Here is a 15,944-nt window from a genome sequence, read left to right on the forward strand (position 1 = left end):
CCGGTTTTGATCATCCGGCCAGATGTATGACAGTAGCGATGATAAACATCACAGCAAAGAATCCAAAACTCACGACAAAACCGACACCCGAGTCTACAAGATCGTTACGTTTGCTTTGTACGTCATTTTCAAATTCATTCACAATTTACCCCTCCTATTTGTATCCAGTATAATTCAATTCTTTAGAAAAATCTAGAAGCTTCCTGCAACCGTTTTCTACATTTTATGAACATCGTCTTTTATAAACTGACCCGGGGGTTTATAGAAGGCGTTTATTATAAATGAGAGAGCGGATGACTCCGTTTCTCTCTTTACTATTTGCAAAACACGCTTTAGGATAGAAGGGAAGGATGAAAGAGAGGAAAGTACAGATGACGGTATTTGATGTTTGGAGAAGCTTGAAAAAAGGCGATATTCATCCTGTTTATTGTTTGTACGGAAAAGAGACATATCTGCTGCAGGAGACGGTTCAAAGGATTAGACAAGCCGTCGTTGACGAAGAAACGAAAGACTTTAACCTTTCCGTATTTGACCTGGAAGAAGATGCTCTCGATCTTGCTGTTGAGGATGCTGAAACCTTTCCTTTTATGGGGGAGAGGCGTCTCGTCGTTGCCAAAAATCCGACTTTTTTAACGGCTGAAAAAAAGAAAGACAAGCCTGAGCACAACCTTGAGGCTCTTGAAGCTTATATTGCGCAGCCTGCGCCGTATTCCGTATTTGTTTTGCTGGCTCCGTACGAAAAGCTTGATGAACGAAAAAAGCTGACAAAGCTGCTGAAAAAACACGCGGATATGGTCGAGGCAAAGGAGCTGAACGGGCCTGAAACGGCTGACTTTATTAAAGGCCTCGCCAAATCAGAGGGGAAGCAAATCGATTCAGGCGCAGCGGAAGAGCTGGTCATTCTGTGCAATGCGAGCCTGTCGGCCATTGCTCAAGAGGTCAAAAAGCTCAGTACATATATCGGAGACCGTGATGAAATCTTGCTGGACGACGTCAGAAAGCTCGTCGCAAGGGGGCTTGAGCAGAATATTTTCGAATTGATCAACAAGGTCGTCAATCGCAGGCGGACGGAGGCGCTTCAGATTTTTTACGACCTTTTGAAACAGAATGAAGAACCGATTAAAATGATGGCATTGATCGCCAATCAGTTCCGCCTCATATTGCAAACGAAATATTTTTCGCAGCAAGGTTACGGACAGAAGCAAATTGCCTCAAACCTGAAAGTCCATCCTTTCAGAATCAAGCTGGCAATCGATCAGGCGAGGCTGTTTTCCGAAACGGAGCTCAAAAGCATCATGGAGCAGCTCGCCGTGATGGATTATGAAATGAAGACAGGAAAAAAGGACAAGAAGCTGCTGCTTGAGCTGTTTTTGCTGAAGCTTTTGCAGCCGAATGAATAAAGCGGCCCTCAACAGGAGGCCGCTTTTTTTAATAGCAAGCAAAAAAGCTTGGCAGGGCCAAGCTTTCTTTTATGCAGAAAGTCCGTTCACTTTTTTCGCTAGGTTTGATTTGTAACGAGCCGCAGTATTTTTGTGGACAAGACCTTTTTTCGCTGCTTTGTCGATTTTCTTCGCTGCAACGGATAAAGCTGCTTTTGCTTTGTCTGCTTCGTTGTTGCTTACAAGTGTTTCAACTTGTTTGATCGCAGTACGCATTGCAGATTTGATCGTCGCATTGTGTGCGCGGCGCTCATTGTTTGTTTTTGTGCGTTTGATCGCTGATTTAATGTTTGGCAATGTGTTTCACCTCCTAAGAAATAACCTCTGTTCCTTTTTCTATAGGTTAGATCTCCACAATAGAACAAATTGTATTCTATCAAACACACCTTTAGATTGCAATATAAATGTAAAGTATTTTTATTTGAAAGAACGCTTCAGGGAATGTTTGCACTTGCGGCAGGGAACACTAACGACAGTTATGTTTTTGGAGGGAATACAAATATGGAGAAGAAAAAGCTTGACTTGAGCAAATATACCGTTAGAACCGATTTAGCCGTTGAAGCAAAGGATCTGGCGCAAGAAAGGGATGCGTCTTCCCGGCAACAACTAAAAGGGTTTAAGGTCAAAGAATATGAGCAGGACGGAATCAAAGTCCAGACGATGGATATTGACGAAGAAGGGGCTAAGCTGTCCGGCAAAAAAGCAGGGCGCTATTTAACCTTGGAAACGCAGGGGATCAGGCAGCAGGATTCGGCTCTTCAAGAAAAGGTCATCAATTTGTTTGCAAAGGAGTTTTCCGCTTTTCTTGACTATTTGGGCATTCAGCAGGACGCGAGCTGTTTAATCGTCGGGCTGGGAAACTGGAATGTAACCCCTGATTCACTCGGACCGCTTGTGACGGAAAGTCTCCTCGTGACAAGGCATCTATTCAAGCTTCAGCCGGAAAATGTGGAGGAAGGCTACCGCCCGGTCAGCGCGCTTTCGCCGGGTGTGATGGGGCTGACGGGGATTGAGACGAGCGATATTATCCAAGGCGTGATCGACCGTTCTAAGCCCGATTTCGTGATTGCGGTCGATGCCCTTGCCTCAAGGGCGATCGACCGCGTCAATTCAACCATTCAAATTTCCGACAGCGGGATTCATCCCGGATCAGGGGTCGGGAATAAACGGAAGGAATTAAGCAAAGAGACGCTCGGCATCCCGGTCATCGCCATCGGCGTTCCGACCGTTGTCGATGCGGTTACGATTACAAGCGATACGATCGATTATATTTTGAAGCATTTCGGAAGAGAGATGAAAGATGACAGCCCGTCCCGATCGCTTGTGCCTGCAGGAATGACCTTCGGAAAACGAAAGGTTTTGACAGAGGAAGACCTCCCGGATGAACAGCAGCGCAAATCGTTTCTCGGAATCGTCGGAAGTCTTGGAGAAGATGAAAAAAGGCAGCTTATTTACGAAGTGCTTGCACCGCTCGGCCATAATTTGATGGTAACGCCGAAAGAAGTCGATTCGTTCATCGATGACATGGCAAACGTCATTGCAAACGGGCTGAACACCGCGCTGCACGAAAAAGTCTCACAGGACAACAAAGGAATGTACAACCACTAGGCGGCTGAAACAGCCGCCTGATTTTTTTCGCCCAATGGCTTGTTCTACTTCCTCTATCTTGCTCATAGTCTATTTACTAGACAAGCTCTGGAGGGATTGCGATGAAAAAAAGAGGCAGAAATCGTCAGTTTGTGCTGGCCGTAAACGCTGGAACCGCGGTGAAAACAGTCTTCTTGTTTATGACCGGCCTGCTCTTAGTGTTCATTTTGTCAGGGGTGCTCACATCTCTCCGGCCTGAACTGAGACCGTCTTCGTCATTGTACCGGGTGACGGATGAACTGGCGGGCGAAGCGTTTGGACACATTTTAGGGATGGAAAACCGCTATTTTGCATCAGAGCTGCCTGAGCCGAATAAAAGGATTGAGCTTTCGCCGCTTGTTCTGAAACTGGCGACGAGCATTAATTTGAAAGACCCGCGAAGCTTTCTCGGCCGCGAGCTTCCAGGTTTTTCGCATTTTGATTCAGACATTCTCGTCGCTGGACAAGGGACCGATTATACGAACATGCCTTCTGAATCTGCGCCGCCGACAGAAGTCTTAAAAGAAGAAAGAGAAGCAAATCTTGCAGAGATTGAAGGAAAGAAAGAAGACGATGAAAACAAACAACCTCCCGAGCAGTCAACCGGCGACCGGAAAGTGGTATTTATTTATAACACCCATAATACCGAATCGTATCTGCCATTTTTAAAGGGGGAAACCAATCCCGACATGGCCATTCATTCAAAAGCGAATGTCACGCTTGTCAGCGATATGCTCGCTGATGCTTTAAAATCTCAAGGCGTTGGGGCAAAGGTGGATAAAACGGACATTCAAGCGAATCTGAAAAAGAAAGGCTGGAGCTATCCGCGCTCCTATGATGAGGCAAGGCCTGTCGTTAAAGAAGCGATGGCCCGACACAAGGATCTGCAGTATTTTATCGATATTCACAGGGATGCGCAGCGCAGAAAAGCGACCACCACGACGATAAAAGGAAAAAGCTATGCGCGGATCGCATTTGTCATCGGCAAAAAAAGCTCTAATTTTGAGGCAAATTTAAAGCTGGCAAAAGATCTGCATGAGCGCCTTGAAAAAAAATATCCGGGCTTAAGCCGCGGCGTTATATCAAAAGGCGATCCTGGGGATAATGGCGTATATAACCAGGACTTAAACGAGCATTCGATCTTAATTGAATTCGGAGGTGTCGATAATAATCGGGCGGAGCTTGAACGGGCTGCAGAAGCAACGGCCGACGTGTTCAGCGAGATGTTCTGGGAGGCGGAAAAAGTCGATGCAGGCTCGGGTAAAGACGATAAGAAAAAACAATAGAAACAGGTGATAACGGTGGCTTCTTTTATAGGAAAATGCATATTGGCATCCGCTGTCATGTTTTTCGGCGTTCTCGTCGGCATGCAGCAGGCGAATCACGGGATGCTGGAAATGAAGGGCTATAAAGACCCCGATTTAAAAGGAGCGCTCAGCATTTCTGAAGGAGAAGCGATGGAGGCTTCCGTTCTCGGGCACAAAATCGATTTGGAAGAAAAACAGAAGGAGCTTGAACGATTGGAAGCTTTCAACTTCTTTTCCAAAGCCGGCCGCGCGCTGGCAGACTCGGTCACGAACTCAGCCAGGTCTTTGTATGACTGGATTAAGGACAAAACGGAATAAGTCAGAGAGAACGGGTTCCAGGGGAACTCGTTTTTCTCTTTTTTGCGACTACACCTGAGGATTTCTAAACATTGAATCTTCACACCCCTATTGATATAATCTAAGCTAGCGCATGTTGCGTTTCATAGTAGGAGTGATTAGTGTGACAGACAAAGAAAAACGATTACAAAGACAGTCGAGAATTCGCAATTTCTCTATTATCGCCCATATTGACCACGGGAAATCAACGCTGGCAGACCGTATACTGGAAAAAACGGCGGCAATCACTCAAAGGGAAATGAAAGAGCAGTTGCTCGACTCGATGGATTTGGAACGAGAAAGAGGAATCACCATTAAACTCAACTCCGTTCAGCTGAAATATAAAGCAAAGGACGGAGAGGAATATATTTTTCACCTCATAGACACCCCGGGGCACGTGGACTTTACCTATGAAGTGTCAAGAAGCTTGGCCGCGTGTGAAGGCGCGATTCTCGTCGTTGACGCAGCCCAGGGAATCGAGGCGCAGACGCTCGCAAACGTTTACCTTGCGCTTGACAATGACCTCGAAATCCTGCCGGTCATCAACAAAATCGACCTGCCGAGCGCAGAGCCGGAGCGCGTCCGCCAAGAGGTGGAAGATGTCATCGGCCTCGATGCTTCAGAAGCGGTTCTTGCTTCCGCCAAAGCGGGCATCGGGATCGAAGAGATACTGGAACAGATCGTTGAAAAAGTCCCGGCGCCGGACGGCGATCCTGACGCGCCTTTACAGGCTTTGATCTTCGATTCCCTCTACGATGCCTACAGAGGAGTCGTCGCTTATATCAGGGTTGTCCAGGGAACAGTAAAGGCCGGACAGAAAATTAAGATGATGGCGACCGGGAAGGAATTTGAAGTCACGGAAGTCGGCGTATTTACGCCGAAAGCCGTTCCTGTCGATGAATTGACGGTCGGCGATGTCGGATTCCTGACGGCGGCGATCAAAAACGTGGGAGACACCCGCGTAGGGGATACGATCACGAGCGCGGAAAACCCGGCCGAGGAAGCCCTGCCCGGCTACAGAAAGCTGAATCCGATGGTGTATTGCGGACTGTATCCGATCGACACCGCGAAATACAACGATTTGCGGGAAGCGCTTGAGAAGCTTGAGCTGAACGACTCTTCACTTCAATATGAAGCGGAAACCTCTCAGGCTTTAGGATTCGGCTTCCGCTGCGGATTCTTGGGCATGCTTCACATGGAGATCATCCAGGAGCGGATTGAACGCGAATTTAAGATTGATTTGATTACGACGGCGCCGAGCGTTATTTACGACGTTTACATGACAGACGGCGAAAAGATCATCGTCGACAATCCGTCAAACATGCCTGATCCGCAGAAGATTGAGCGTATTGAGGAGCCGTACGTGAAAGCAACGATGATGGTGCCGAACGACTTTGTCGGTGCGGTCATGGAATTGTGCCAAAATAAGCGCGGCCAGTTCATCGACATGCAGTACCTCGATGCCAACCGGGTCAGCATCATTTACGAAATTCCGCTGGCTGAGATCGTCTATGAATTTTTCGATCAGCTGAAATCGAGCACAAAAGGCTATGCGTCATTTGATTATGAACTGATCGGCTATAAGCCGTCTAAGCTCGTCAAGATGGACATCATGCTGAACGGCGAAAAAATTGACGCTCTTTCCTTTATCGTTCACCGTGATTATGCGTATGAGCGCGGAAAGGTAATCGTCGAAAAGCTGAAAGAACTCATTCCGCGCCAGCAATTCGAAGTGCCGGTTCAGGCTGCCATCGGCCAAAAGATCATCGCCCGTTCGACGATCAAGGCGATGCGCAAAAACGTTCTGGCGAAATGTTACGGCGGAGATATTTCCAGAAAGCGCAAACTGCTTGAAAAGCAAAAGGAAGGAAAGCGAAGAATGAAACAGGTCGGCTCTGTCGAAGTTCCGCAGGAAGCCTTTATGGCTGTGCTGAAAATGGACGACAGCAGCCAGAAATCATAGGCCTTTTTCCGCCGCAGCTTAACACACTGCGGCTTCTTTCCGTAAAAGAAGGTGAACATAATGAAATCCGCTTATATCCACATTCCGTTTTGCGAACACATCTGCCATTATTGCGATTTTAATAAATTTTTTATTCAGAGCCAGCCTGTTGACGACTACTTGCGCTATTTGGAAAAGGAAATGTCCAATACAATGGAAGCCATCGAGGCCCCCGAGCTGAAAACGATTTTTATCGGCGGAGGCACTCCGACCTCATTATCGGCCGTTCAGCTTGAACGGTTGCTTGATACAGTCAACTCGGTTTTAAAACCGGGCGAAAACCTCGTTGAATTTGCAGTGGAAGCCAATCCGGACGATCTGTCGTCAGAAAAGCTGAACGTATTGAAGCAAGCCGGTGTAAACAGGCTGAGCTTCGGCGTTCAAACGTTTGAAGATGAGCTGCTGAAGAAAATCGGCAGGGTTCACGAGAAAAAAGATGTGTTCGTTTCCTTTGAAAGGGCGAGGGAGGCCGGATTTGAAAACATCAGCCTTGACCTCATGTTCGGGCTGCCGGGACAGACGATTGACGATCTGGCTGCATCGCTTGAGACCGCACTGTCTCTCGACGCTGAGCATTATTCGGTTTATTCGCTTATTGTGGAGCCGAAAACCGTTTTTTACAATCTGATGAAAAAAGGCCGCCTTCACCTGCCGCAGCAAGAGCAGGAGGCGGAGATGTATGAGCTCGTCATGAAAACGATGGCCGAAGCCGGCATACACCAGTACGAAATCAGCAACTTCGCGAAAAAAGGGTTTGAAAGCAGGCATAACCTCACATATTGGAGCAATGAAGAGTACTTTGGCTTCGGAGCGGGCGCCCACGGCTATATCAATGGCAAACGAACCGTAAACGCGGGCCCTGTCAAGCATTATATCGAGCTTATCGACAAAACCGGTTTTCCTTATAAGGAGAGCCATCCCGTGACAAGAAATGAACAGATTGAAGAAGAGATGTTTCTCGGCCTGCGGAAAACAGCCGGCGTAAGCAAAGAGCGGTTCCTCGAAAAATACGGAACGCCTCTTGACGGCCTTTTCCCGGACGTTTTGCGTTCACTTGAAGAAAAAGGACTGATTTTGAATACGGAAAAAAGCGTTCGTTTGACACACGGCGGAAAGCTGCTGGGAAATGAAGTGTTTCAGGCATTCTTGGGTGAGTTATAATTGACATTTTGATTGGGGTTTGGTAATTTTGATATACAATTAGCACTCGGGTGTCGTGAGTGCTAACAGGGGTGATATGGATGTTAACAAATCGTCAGCTGTTAATCTTGCAGGTTATCATCAACGATTTTATTCGTTCAGCTCAGCCGGTGGGATCAAGAACGCTTTCTAAAAAGGAAGACATCACATTCAGCTCGGCTACGATCAGAAACGAAATGGCTGACTTGGAAGAGCTTGGATTTATCGAAAAAACCCATTCATCTTCAGGCAGGATTCCTTCTGAAAAAGGCTATCGCTATTATGTTGATCATTTGCTTTCTCCTGGAAAGCTGTCAAAGACGGATTTGAAATTAATACATTCCATCTTCAAGGAAAAGATCTTTGAGCTTGAAAAAGCCGTGCAAAAGTCAGCTCAAGTCTTATCAGACCTGACCAATTATACATCGATTGTCCTCGGGCCAAGGCTGAGCGAGAATCATTTGAAACAGATTCAGATCGTGCCGATCCAGCCGAATAAGGCTGTCGCCATTCTCGTGACAAACACGGGACACGTCGAGAATAAAACGATTAATTTTCCGGCGGAGGTCGACCTTTCAGACCTCGAAAAGCTGGTTAACATATTAAACGAACGCCTTGCAGGCGTCCCGATATCAGAGCTTAAAGACAGAATTTTTAAGGAAGTGGTCATCTTCCTGCGTGCGCATATCCGTAACTATGACGATATTTTGCATGCGCTCGCGGCTACGCTTGATTCTTCGGCCCAAACCGACCGCTTGTTTTTCGGCGGCAAGATTAATATGCTGAATCAGCCCGAATTTCACGATATCGACAGGGTGAAATCGCTGTTGTCGCTTATTGAGAAAGAACAGGAAGTTCTGCGGCTTTTCCAATCGACGGAAGCCGGAATCACCATTAAAATCGGCAAAGAAAATGATTACGAAGAAATGGAAAACTGCAGTCTGATTACCGCCACTTATACGCTCGGTTCAAAGCAGATCGGCTCGATCGCGGTCATCGGACCGACGCGCATGGATTATGCCCGTGTCGTCGGATTGCTTCAGCATGTATCATCTGACTTGTCAAAAGCGCTGACGAGTTTGTATGATGGGTAAGGCAGTACTGAAAGCAGGCAGGAGGGAGCTCTCCCTTCTCTACATATGCAAGGTACCTTTAAGGGAGGTGAACACAGATGGCAGAAGAAAAACAAAACCAGGAACAAGAGGAACTGGAAGAATTGAATCAGACGGAAGCAGAAGAAGCTGAAGTTGAAGCAGAACAAGCCGCTTCTGAAGCCGATGAACAGGCTGAAGAAAACCAAACTGAACTGCTTGAAAAACAACTGAAAGAACTTCAAGAACGTCTTGATGAAAAAGAAAATAAACTTTTACGTGTTCAGGCGGATTTCGAAAATTACAAAAGACGTGCCCGCCTTGACCTTGAAGCCGCGGAAAAATACCGTTCACAGCGCATCATCAGCGATTTGCTCCCGGCGCTCGACAACTTTGAACGCGCCCTCGGGATCGATCCTGACAACGAACAGACGAAAAGCCTGCTGCAAGGAATGGAAATGGTGCACCGTCAAATTTTGGATGCACTTCAAAACGAAGGCGTTGAAATCATTCCTTCTGTGGGCGAACAATTCGACCCGAATCTGCATCAGGCCGTGATGCAGGTTGAGGATGAAGCATATGAATCGAATGCAGTCGTTGAGGAGCTGCAAAAAGGCTATAAACTTAAGGACCGGGTGATCCGTCCTTCTATGGTAAAAGTAAATCAATAACTACATAGCAGGAGGTTATTTTCATGAGCAAAGTTATCGGAATTGACTTAGGGACAACGAACTCATGCGTTGCAGTGCTTGAAGGCGGAGAGCCGAAAGTCATCCCTAACCCAGAAGGAGCCCGCACGACTCCGTCAGTTGTAGCATTTAAAAACGGAGAGCGCCAAGTGGGTGAAGTGGCAAAACGCCAGTCCATCACGAACGTGAATACGATCATGTCGATCAAACGCCATATGGGCACAGATTATACAGTTGAAATCGAAGGCAAAAAATACACGCCGCAGGAAGTATCTGCGATCATCCTTCAGCATTTAAAATCTTATGCTGAAAGCTATCTTGGTGAAACAGTCTCTAAAGCCGTAATTACCGTTCCTGCATACTTCAACGATGCGGAGCGCCAAGCGACAAAAGACGCCGGTAAAATCGCCGGACTTGAAGTCGAGCGGATCATCAACGAGCCGACTGCGGCTGCGCTTGCTTACGGCTTAGACAAAACGGATGAAGATCAAACGATTCTTGTATACGACCTTGGCGGCGGTACATTCGACGTTTCGATTCTTGAGCTTGGCGACGGCGTATTTGAAGTTCGCGCTACAGCGGGCGACAACCGTCTCGGCGGAGACGACTTCGACCAAGTCATCATCGACCATCTCGTATCAGAATTCAAAAAAGAAAACGGCATCGATCTGTCCAAAGACAAAATGGCGCTTCAGCGCTTGAAAGATGCTGCTGAAAAAGCGAAAAAAGACCTTTCCGGCGTATCTTCAACACAAATTTCCCTGCCGTTTATCACAGCAGGGGATGCAGGTCCGCTTCATCTTGAACTGACCTTGACACGCGCTAAATTTGATGAGCTTTCTTCACACTTGGTAGAACGCACGATGGGCCCTGTCCGTCAGGCGCTTCAAGATGCAGATCTTTCTGCAAGCGAAATTGACAAAGTCATCCTTGTCGGCGGATCTACGCGTATTCCTGCCGTACAGGAAGCAATCAAAAAAGAAACGGGCAAAGAGCCGCATAAAGGCGTAAACCCTGATGAAGTTGTTGCGCTTGGTGCAGCGATCCAAGGCGGCGTCATCACTGGCGATGTAAAAGACGTTGTTCTTCTTGACGTAACGCCATTATCTCTTGGTATCGAAACAATGGGCGGCGTATTTACCAAACTGATCGACCGCAACACAACGATTCCGACAAGCAAATCACAAGTGTTCTCAACAGCGGCCGACAATCAAACAGCGGTTGACATTCACGTGCTACAAGGTGAGCGCCCGATGGCTGCCGACAACAAAACGCTCGGACGCTTCCAGCTTACGGATATCCCGCCGGCACCGCGCGGTGTTCCGCAAATCGAAGTATCGTTTGATATCGACAAAAACGGTATCGTCAACGTAAGTGCGAAAGATTTAGGAACAGGCAAAGAGCAGAACATCACGATCAAATCTTCCTCAGGTCTTTCTGATGAAGAGATCGAACGCATGGTCAAAGAAGCTGAGGAAAACGCCGAAGCCGATGCGAAGAAAAAAGAGGAAATCGAGATTCGCAACGAAGCAGACCAGCTTGTCTTCACAACCGAAAAAACGCTGAAAGACCTTGAAGGCAAAGCGGATGAAGCACAAGTGAAAAAAGCGAATGAAGCAAAAGACGCGCTAAAAAGCGCAATCGAGAAAAATGACCTTGACGAAATCAAGGCGAAAAAAGAAGAGCTGCAAACGATCGTTCAAGAGCTTTCAGTGAAGCTTTACGAAGAAGCCGCTAAACAAGCGCAATCTCAGGAAGGCGGAGAAGCGAAAAAAGCGGATGACAATGTCGTAGACGCTGAATTTGAAGAAGTGAACGACGACCAGGACAAAAAGTAAGAACAATAGAATCGGCTGTGCGGGTATTGCCTAAGCATGGCACATGACGATAAAAGTCAAAGTCAGGATCTCTTGACTTTGACTTTTTTCTTCCTTAAGGACAAAAGGAATTGAAAAAACATAATTTGAAATGATACAATCTAATTTATGTGAGAAAATCGGGAGTGTGAAGAGATGAGTAAGCGTGATTACTATGAGGTGCTTGGGGTAAGTAAGAGCGCTTCAAAAGATGAGATAAAAAAAGCTTACCGCAAGCTTTCCAAAAAATATCACCCGGATATTAACAAAGAAGCAGGAGCGGCTGATAAATTCAAAGAAGTCAAGGAAGCATACGAAACGCTTTCCGATGATCAAAAACGTTCGCACTACGACCAATTCGGCCATACCGATCCAAATCAGGGATTCGGCGGCGGAGGTTTCGGCGGAGGCGACTTCGGCGGCTTCGGTTTTGACGATATTTTCTCAAGCATATTCGGAGGCGGCACGCGGAGGAGAGACCCGAATGCCCCGCGGCAGGGAGCAGACCTGCAATATACGATGACATTGTCCTTTGAAGAAGCTGCTTTCGGAAAAGAGACGACGATCGAAATCCCGCGCGAGGAAACGTGTGAAACATGCCACGGCTCAGGTGCAAAACCGGGAACAAAACCGGAAACTTGCTCACACTGCGGAGGGTCTGGCCAGCTGAACATGGAGCAGTCGACACCTTTCGGCAAAGTCGTCAACCGAAGAGTTTGTCATTATTGCAACGGTACCGGAAAGCAAATTAAGCATAAGTGTTCAACGTGCGGCGGCACAGGAAAAGTGAAAAAACGCAAAAAAATCAATGTCACCATTCCGGCAGGCGTGGATGACGGCCAGCAGCTTCGGGTCGCCGGACAGGGTGAACCAGGCATAAACGGCGGACCGTCTGGTGACTTATTCGTCGTTTTCCGCGTTCGCGAGCACGAATTTTTCGAGCGCGACGGAGATGACATTTACTGCGAGATGCCTTTGACCTTCGCACAGGCTGCGCTCGGGGACGAAATCGAAGTGCCCACTCTTTACGGAAAAGTGAAATTAAAGGTTCCCGCAGGAACGCAAACGGGTACAAAGTTCCGCTTAAAAGGAAAAGGCGTGCAAAATGTCCGCGGATATGGTCAAGGCGATCAGCACATTGTCGTCCGTGTGGTCACGCCGACCAATTTAACGGAAGCCCAGAAAAACATTCTCCGCGAGTTCGCAGAAGTGAGCGGAAATGTGCCGGATGAACAGGAAATGAGTTTTTTTGACAAAGTAAAACGCGCCTTTAAAGGTGATTAATGATTGGATGAGGAGTTGGTAGTATGAAATGGTCCGAAATTTGCATTCACACGACAAATGAAGCGGTGGAGCCCATCTCAAATATTTTGCATGAAGCCGGTGCGAGTGGAGTGGTAATTGAAGATCCGCTTGATTTAACAAAAGAACGTGAGAATGTGTACGGAGAAATCTACCAGCTCGACCCCAATGATTACCCTGATGAAGGGGTCATTATCAAAGCGTATCTCCCGATCAACAGCTTTTTGGGAGAAACCGTAGAAGGAATCAAGGAAACGATTAACAACCTTCTGCTCTATGATATTGACCTTGGAAGAAATAAAATTACCATCAGTGAAGTGAATGAAGAAGAATGGGCGACAGCCTGGAAAAAATATTATCATCCCGTTAAGATTTCCGAGAAATTTACGATTGTTCCGACATGGGAAGAGTATACGCCGGTTCATACGGATGAGCTGATCATCGAGATGGATCCGGGCATGGCATTCGGAACAGGCACGCATCCGACGACGGTCCTTTGCATACAGGCGCTTGAGAGGTATGTAAAAGAAGGAGATTCGGTCGTGGACGTCGGTACGGGAACGGGCATTTTGAGCATCGCTTCCGCCATGCTCCGCGCTGACCGGGTAGAGGCGTACGACCTTGATCCGGTGGCCGTCGAAAGCGCCCGTCTGAATTCCAAGCTCAATAAAGTCAGCGATCGCATCGAGATCAAGCAAAACAACCTGCTCGACGGAGTCGCGGGAGAAAAAGACGTCATCGTCGCCAATATTTTAGCCGAGGTCATACTTCGTTTCACAAAGCAAGCCTACAGCCTGCTGAAACAAGATGGCTACTTTATCACGTCGGGAATCATCCAGCAGAAAAAGCAGGAAGTCAAAGACGCTCTTCTAAAAGAAGGATTCACGATCATTGAAGTGCTGTCAATGGAGGACTGGGTCAGCATCATCGCCAAAAAATAATCGTTAGTAGGTGTCTAAAAGCGTATGCAACGATATTTTATCGAACAAACAAAACAAGAGATCGCAGCATCTTCCGCCATCGTCATCAAAGGAGAGGACGTCCACCATATCGCAAATGTGATGAGAATGTCGCCCGGCGACCATGTCGTATGCTGTGCAAAGGACGGCCATGAAGCCGAATGCCGAATCGAATCTTTGTCAAAAGAAGAGGTTAATTTAAGCGTTGTGGACTGGACAGGGAAAAATCGCGAGCTCCCGATTCGCGTCCACATCGCAAACGGCCTCCCGAAAGGCGATAAGCTCGAATGGATCATTCAAAAAGGCACAGAGCTCGGCGCCAGCTCGTTTTTGCCTTTTGCAGCGTCGCGGTCAGTCGTCAAGCTCGACGAAAAAAAGGCGAAGAAAAAACGGGAAAGGTGGGCGAAAATCGCCAAGGAAGCTGCGGAACAGTCCCACAGAAACAAAATTCCCGAAGTGGAGCGCGTCCATACGTTTCAAGGCTTGCTTGAAAGCCTTCCAAGCTTCGATAAATGTGTCGTTGCATACGAAGAGTCATCGAAACAAGGAGAAAACAGCGGGTTTCAGTCTGTGATTAAAGATCTGCCGGAAGGTTCTTCCCTGCTAATGGTGTTTGGTCCGGAAGGCGGCTTTTCAGAAGGCGAAATCGAAGCGCTCAAGGAAAAAGGCGCTCTCGCCTGCGGGCTCGGTCCCCGCATTTTAAGGGCGGAAACCGCGCCGCTTTACGCTTTAGCGGCAGTTTCCTATCATACAGAGTTACTAAGAGGTGAATAACAATGGCAACCGTTGCATTTCATACCCTAGGCTGCAAGGTCAACCATTATGAAACTGAAGCGATCTGGCAGCTTTTTAAAGAAGCCGGCTATGAAAGAAAAGAATTTGAAACGAGAGCTGACGTATACGTCATTAATACATGCACTGTCACAAATACAGGCGATAAAAAAAGCCGCCAGGTGATCAGACGGGCGATCCGTCACAATCCCGACGCCGTTATTTGCGTAACCGGCTGCTATGCTCAGACTTCACCTGCGGAAGTCATGGCGATCCCCGGAGTAGATATCGTCGTCGGTACACAGGACCGCGAAAAAATGCTTGGATATATCGAGCAATACAAAGAAGAAAGGCAGCCGATCAACGGCGTCGGCAACATCATGAAAGCCAGGGTGTTTGAAGAGCTTGACGTTCCGGCGTTTACCGACCGGACGCGTGCTTCTTTGAAGATTCAGGAAGGCTGCAACAATTTCTGCACGTTCTGCATCATTCCGTGGGCGCGCGGCCTTCTCCGCTCCCGTGATCCGGAAGAAGTCATCCGCCAGGCGCAGCAGCTTGTCGATGCAGGCTATAAAGAAATCGTCCTGACCGGAATTCATACCGGCGGGTACGGAGAAGATATGAAAGATTACAACTTTGCACAGCTTTTAAGAGAATTGGACAGCCGTGTAAAAGGCCTGAAAAGAATCCGCATCTCATCCATTGAAGCAAGCCAGATTACCGATGAAGTCATCGAAGTGCTCGACAGCTCCGACAAAATCGTCAGACACTTGCACATTCCGCTTCAGTCGGGTTCCAACAGCGTGCTGAAACGAATGAGAAGAAAATATACGATGGAATTTTTCGCAGACCGTTTAACAAAACTTAAAAAAGCACTCCCTGGACTTGCGGTCACATCTGACGTCATCGTCGGTTTTCCGGGGGAAACGGAAGAAGAGTTCATGGAGACGTATAACTTCATTAAAGAACACAAATTTTCAGAGCTCCACGTCTTCCCGTACAGCAAGCGGACGGGTACCCCTGCCGCGCGCATGGACAATCAGGTTGACGAAAACGTGAAAAACGAACGGGTTCACAAATTGATTGCCCTGTCAGACCAGCTTGCAAAAGAATATGCGTCAGACTACGAAGGAGAGGTTCTCGAGATCATTCCTGAGGAGCGGTTTACGGAAACGGGTGAAGACAACTTATATGTCGGCTATACCGACAATTATATGAAAGTTGTATTCGAAGGATCTGAAGACTTGATCGGACAGCTTGTGAAAGTGAAAATCGCAGAAGCGGGCTATCCGTATAATAAAGGACAGTTCGTCCGCATCGTGGACGAAGACGTTCCAGAAAGCATGCGTCTTTCATCTTAAATGTTTGAAAAGCCGGTTCGCCAACA

15 protein-coding genes are annotated in these 15,944 nt (G+C 47.5%); 13 read left to right on the top strand and 2 right to left on the bottom strand.

What is annotated here, in order from left to right; all coding sequences use genetic code 11:
- Nucleotides 1-10: 10 nt before the first annotated feature.
- Nucleotides 11-142: a YqzM family protein gene (locus tag MHB78_RS09240; RefSeq protein WP_046131767.1), complete on the bottom strand. Its 132-nt coding sequence runs from the start codon at nucleotides 140-142 to the stop codon at nucleotides 11-13.
- Nucleotides 143-371: 229 nt separating this feature from the next.
- Between MHB78_RS09240 and holA the strand changes: the two genes are divergently transcribed.
- Nucleotides 372-1,400: a DNA polymerase III subunit delta gene (gene holA / locus MHB78_RS09245; protein WP_164918190.1), complete on the top strand. Its 1,029-nt coding sequence runs from the start codon at nucleotides 372-374 to the stop codon at nucleotides 1,398-1,400.
- Nucleotides 1,401-1,469: 69 nt separating this feature from the next.
- Here holA and rpsT read toward each other — a convergent pair whose 3' ends face one another.
- A complete protein-coding gene (gene rpsT, locus MHB78_RS09250) occupies nucleotides 1,470-1,736 on the bottom strand; it encodes a 30S ribosomal protein S20 (RefSeq protein ID WP_046131769.1) in 267 nt (88 codons plus the stop codon).
- A gap of 204 nt (nucleotides 1,737-1,940) precedes the next feature.
- Here rpsT and gpr point away from each other — a divergent pair, with 204 nt between their 5' ends.
- The 12 genes from gpr (at nucleotide 1,941) to mtaB (ending at nucleotide 15,918) form a co-directional block, all read left to right on the top strand.
- Nucleotides 1,941-3,047 carry a GPR endopeptidase gene (gene gpr, locus MHB78_RS09255; RefSeq protein ID WP_046131770.1) on the top strand — a complete coding sequence of 369 codons (1,107 nt, stop codon included), beginning with the start codon at nucleotides 1,941-1,943 and terminating at the stop codon, nucleotides 3,045-3,047.
- A 101-nt stretch (nucleotides 3,048-3,148) separates the two neighbouring features.
- On the top strand, nucleotides 3,149-4,351 hold the full coding sequence (locus tag MHB78_RS09260; protein ID WP_046131771.1) for a stage II sporulation protein P: 1,203 nt from the start codon (nucleotides 3,149-3,151) through the stop codon (nucleotides 4,349-4,351).
- 15 nt (nucleotides 4,352-4,366) lie between these two features.
- Nucleotides 4,367-4,690 (top strand): YqxA family protein, encoded by a 324-nt coding sequence (locus tag MHB78_RS09265; protein WP_046131772.1) that lies wholly within the window; start codon nucleotides 4,367-4,369, stop codon nucleotides 4,688-4,690.
- Nucleotides 4,691-4,832: 142 nt separating this feature from the next.
- A complete protein-coding gene (gene lepA / locus MHB78_RS09270; protein ID WP_046131773.1) occupies nucleotides 4,833-6,671 on the top strand; it encodes a translation elongation factor 4 in 1,839 nt (612 codons plus the stop codon).
- Between the two features lie 60 nt (nucleotides 6,672-6,731).
- Nucleotides 6,732-7,871 carry a radical SAM family heme chaperone HemW gene (hemW, locus tag MHB78_RS09275; protein ID WP_046131774.1) on the top strand — a complete coding sequence of 380 codons (1,140 nt, stop codon included), beginning with the start codon at nucleotides 6,732-6,734 and terminating at the stop codon, nucleotides 7,869-7,871.
- Nucleotides 7,872-7,951: 80 nt separating this feature from the next.
- A complete protein-coding gene (hrcA, locus tag MHB78_RS09280; RefSeq protein WP_046131775.1) occupies nucleotides 7,952-8,983 on the top strand; it encodes a heat-inducible transcriptional repressor HrcA in 1,032 nt (343 codons plus the stop codon).
- A gap of 77 nt (nucleotides 8,984-9,060) precedes the next feature.
- Entirely contained in the window at nucleotides 9,061-9,651 is a 591-nt protein-coding gene (gene grpE / locus MHB78_RS09285) for a nucleotide exchange factor GrpE (RefSeq protein ID WP_046131776.1), read from the top strand.
- A gap of 23 nt (nucleotides 9,652-9,674) precedes the next feature.
- Nucleotides 9,675-11,507 carry a molecular chaperone DnaK gene (gene dnaK / locus MHB78_RS09290; protein WP_046131777.1) on the top strand — a complete coding sequence of 611 codons (1,833 nt, stop codon included), beginning with the start codon at nucleotides 9,675-9,677 and terminating at the stop codon, nucleotides 11,505-11,507.
- A 174-nt stretch (nucleotides 11,508-11,681) separates the two neighbouring features.
- The gene (gene dnaJ / locus MHB78_RS09295; protein ID WP_046131778.1) at nucleotides 11,682-12,809 is read left to right on the top strand and encodes a molecular chaperone DnaJ; all 1,128 of its coding nucleotides are present in this window, start codon (nucleotides 11,682-11,684) and stop codon (nucleotides 12,807-12,809) included.
- A gap of 23 nt (nucleotides 12,810-12,832) precedes the next feature.
- Nucleotides 12,833-13,768 (top strand): 50S ribosomal protein L11 methyltransferase, encoded by a 936-nt coding sequence (gene prmA / locus MHB78_RS09300; RefSeq protein ID WP_046131779.1) that lies wholly within the window; start codon nucleotides 12,833-12,835, stop codon nucleotides 13,766-13,768.
- A gap of 24 nt (nucleotides 13,769-13,792) precedes the next feature.
- A complete protein-coding gene (locus MHB78_RS09305; protein ID WP_046131780.1) occupies nucleotides 13,793-14,560 on the top strand; it encodes a 16S rRNA (uracil(1498)-N(3))-methyltransferase in 768 nt (255 codons plus the stop codon).
- Between the two features lie 2 nt (nucleotides 14,561-14,562).
- Nucleotides 14,563-15,918 carry a tRNA (N(6)-L-threonylcarbamoyladenosine(37)-C(2))-methylthiotransferase MtaB gene (mtaB, locus tag MHB78_RS09310; protein WP_046131781.1) on the top strand — a complete coding sequence of 452 codons (1,356 nt, stop codon included), beginning with the start codon at nucleotides 14,563-14,565 and terminating at the stop codon, nucleotides 15,916-15,918.
- Nucleotides 15,919-15,944: the final 26 nt, after the last annotated feature.

Source organism: Bacillus sp. FSL K6-0138 (assembly GCF_037982765.1).
Taxonomy (GTDB): Bacteria; Bacillota; Bacilli; order Bacillales; family Bacillaceae; genus Bacillus; species Bacillus glycinifermentans.

Coding starts and splice junctions, on each gene's coding strand:
- holA (WP_164918190.1), top strand. CDS start 372: ATGACGGTATTTGATGTTTGGAGAAGCTTGAAAAAAGGCGATATTCAT.
- dnaJ (WP_046131778.1), top strand. CDS start 11,682: ATGAGTAAGCGTGATTACTATGAGGTGCTTGGGGTAAGTAAGAGCGCT.
- gpr (WP_046131770.1), top strand. CDS start 1,941: ATGGAGAAGAAAAAGCTTGACTTGAGCAAATATACCGTTAGAACCGAT.
- dnaK (WP_046131777.1), top strand. CDS start 9,675: ATGAGCAAAGTTATCGGAATTGACTTAGGGACAACGAACTCATGCGTT.
- mtaB (WP_046131781.1), top strand. CDS start 14,563: ATGGCAACCGTTGCATTTCATACCCTAGGCTGCAAGGTCAACCATTAT.
- hrcA (WP_046131775.1), top strand. CDS start 7,952: ATGTTAACAAATCGTCAGCTGTTAATCTTGCAGGTTATCATCAACGAT.
- prmA (WP_046131779.1), top strand. CDS start 12,833: ATGAAATGGTCCGAAATTTGCATTCACACGACAAATGAAGCGGTGGAG.
- hemW (WP_046131774.1), top strand. CDS start 6,732: ATGAAATCCGCTTATATCCACATTCCGTTTTGCGAACACATCTGCCAT.
- MHB78_RS09260 (WP_046131771.1), top strand. CDS start 3,149: ATGAAAAAAAGAGGCAGAAATCGTCAGTTTGTGCTGGCCGTAAACGCT.
- grpE (WP_046131776.1), top strand. CDS start 9,061: ATGGCAGAAGAAAAACAAAACCAGGAACAAGAGGAACTGGAAGAATTG.
- MHB78_RS09305 (WP_046131780.1), top strand. CDS start 13,793: ATGCAACGATATTTTATCGAACAAACAAAACAAGAGATCGCAGCATCT.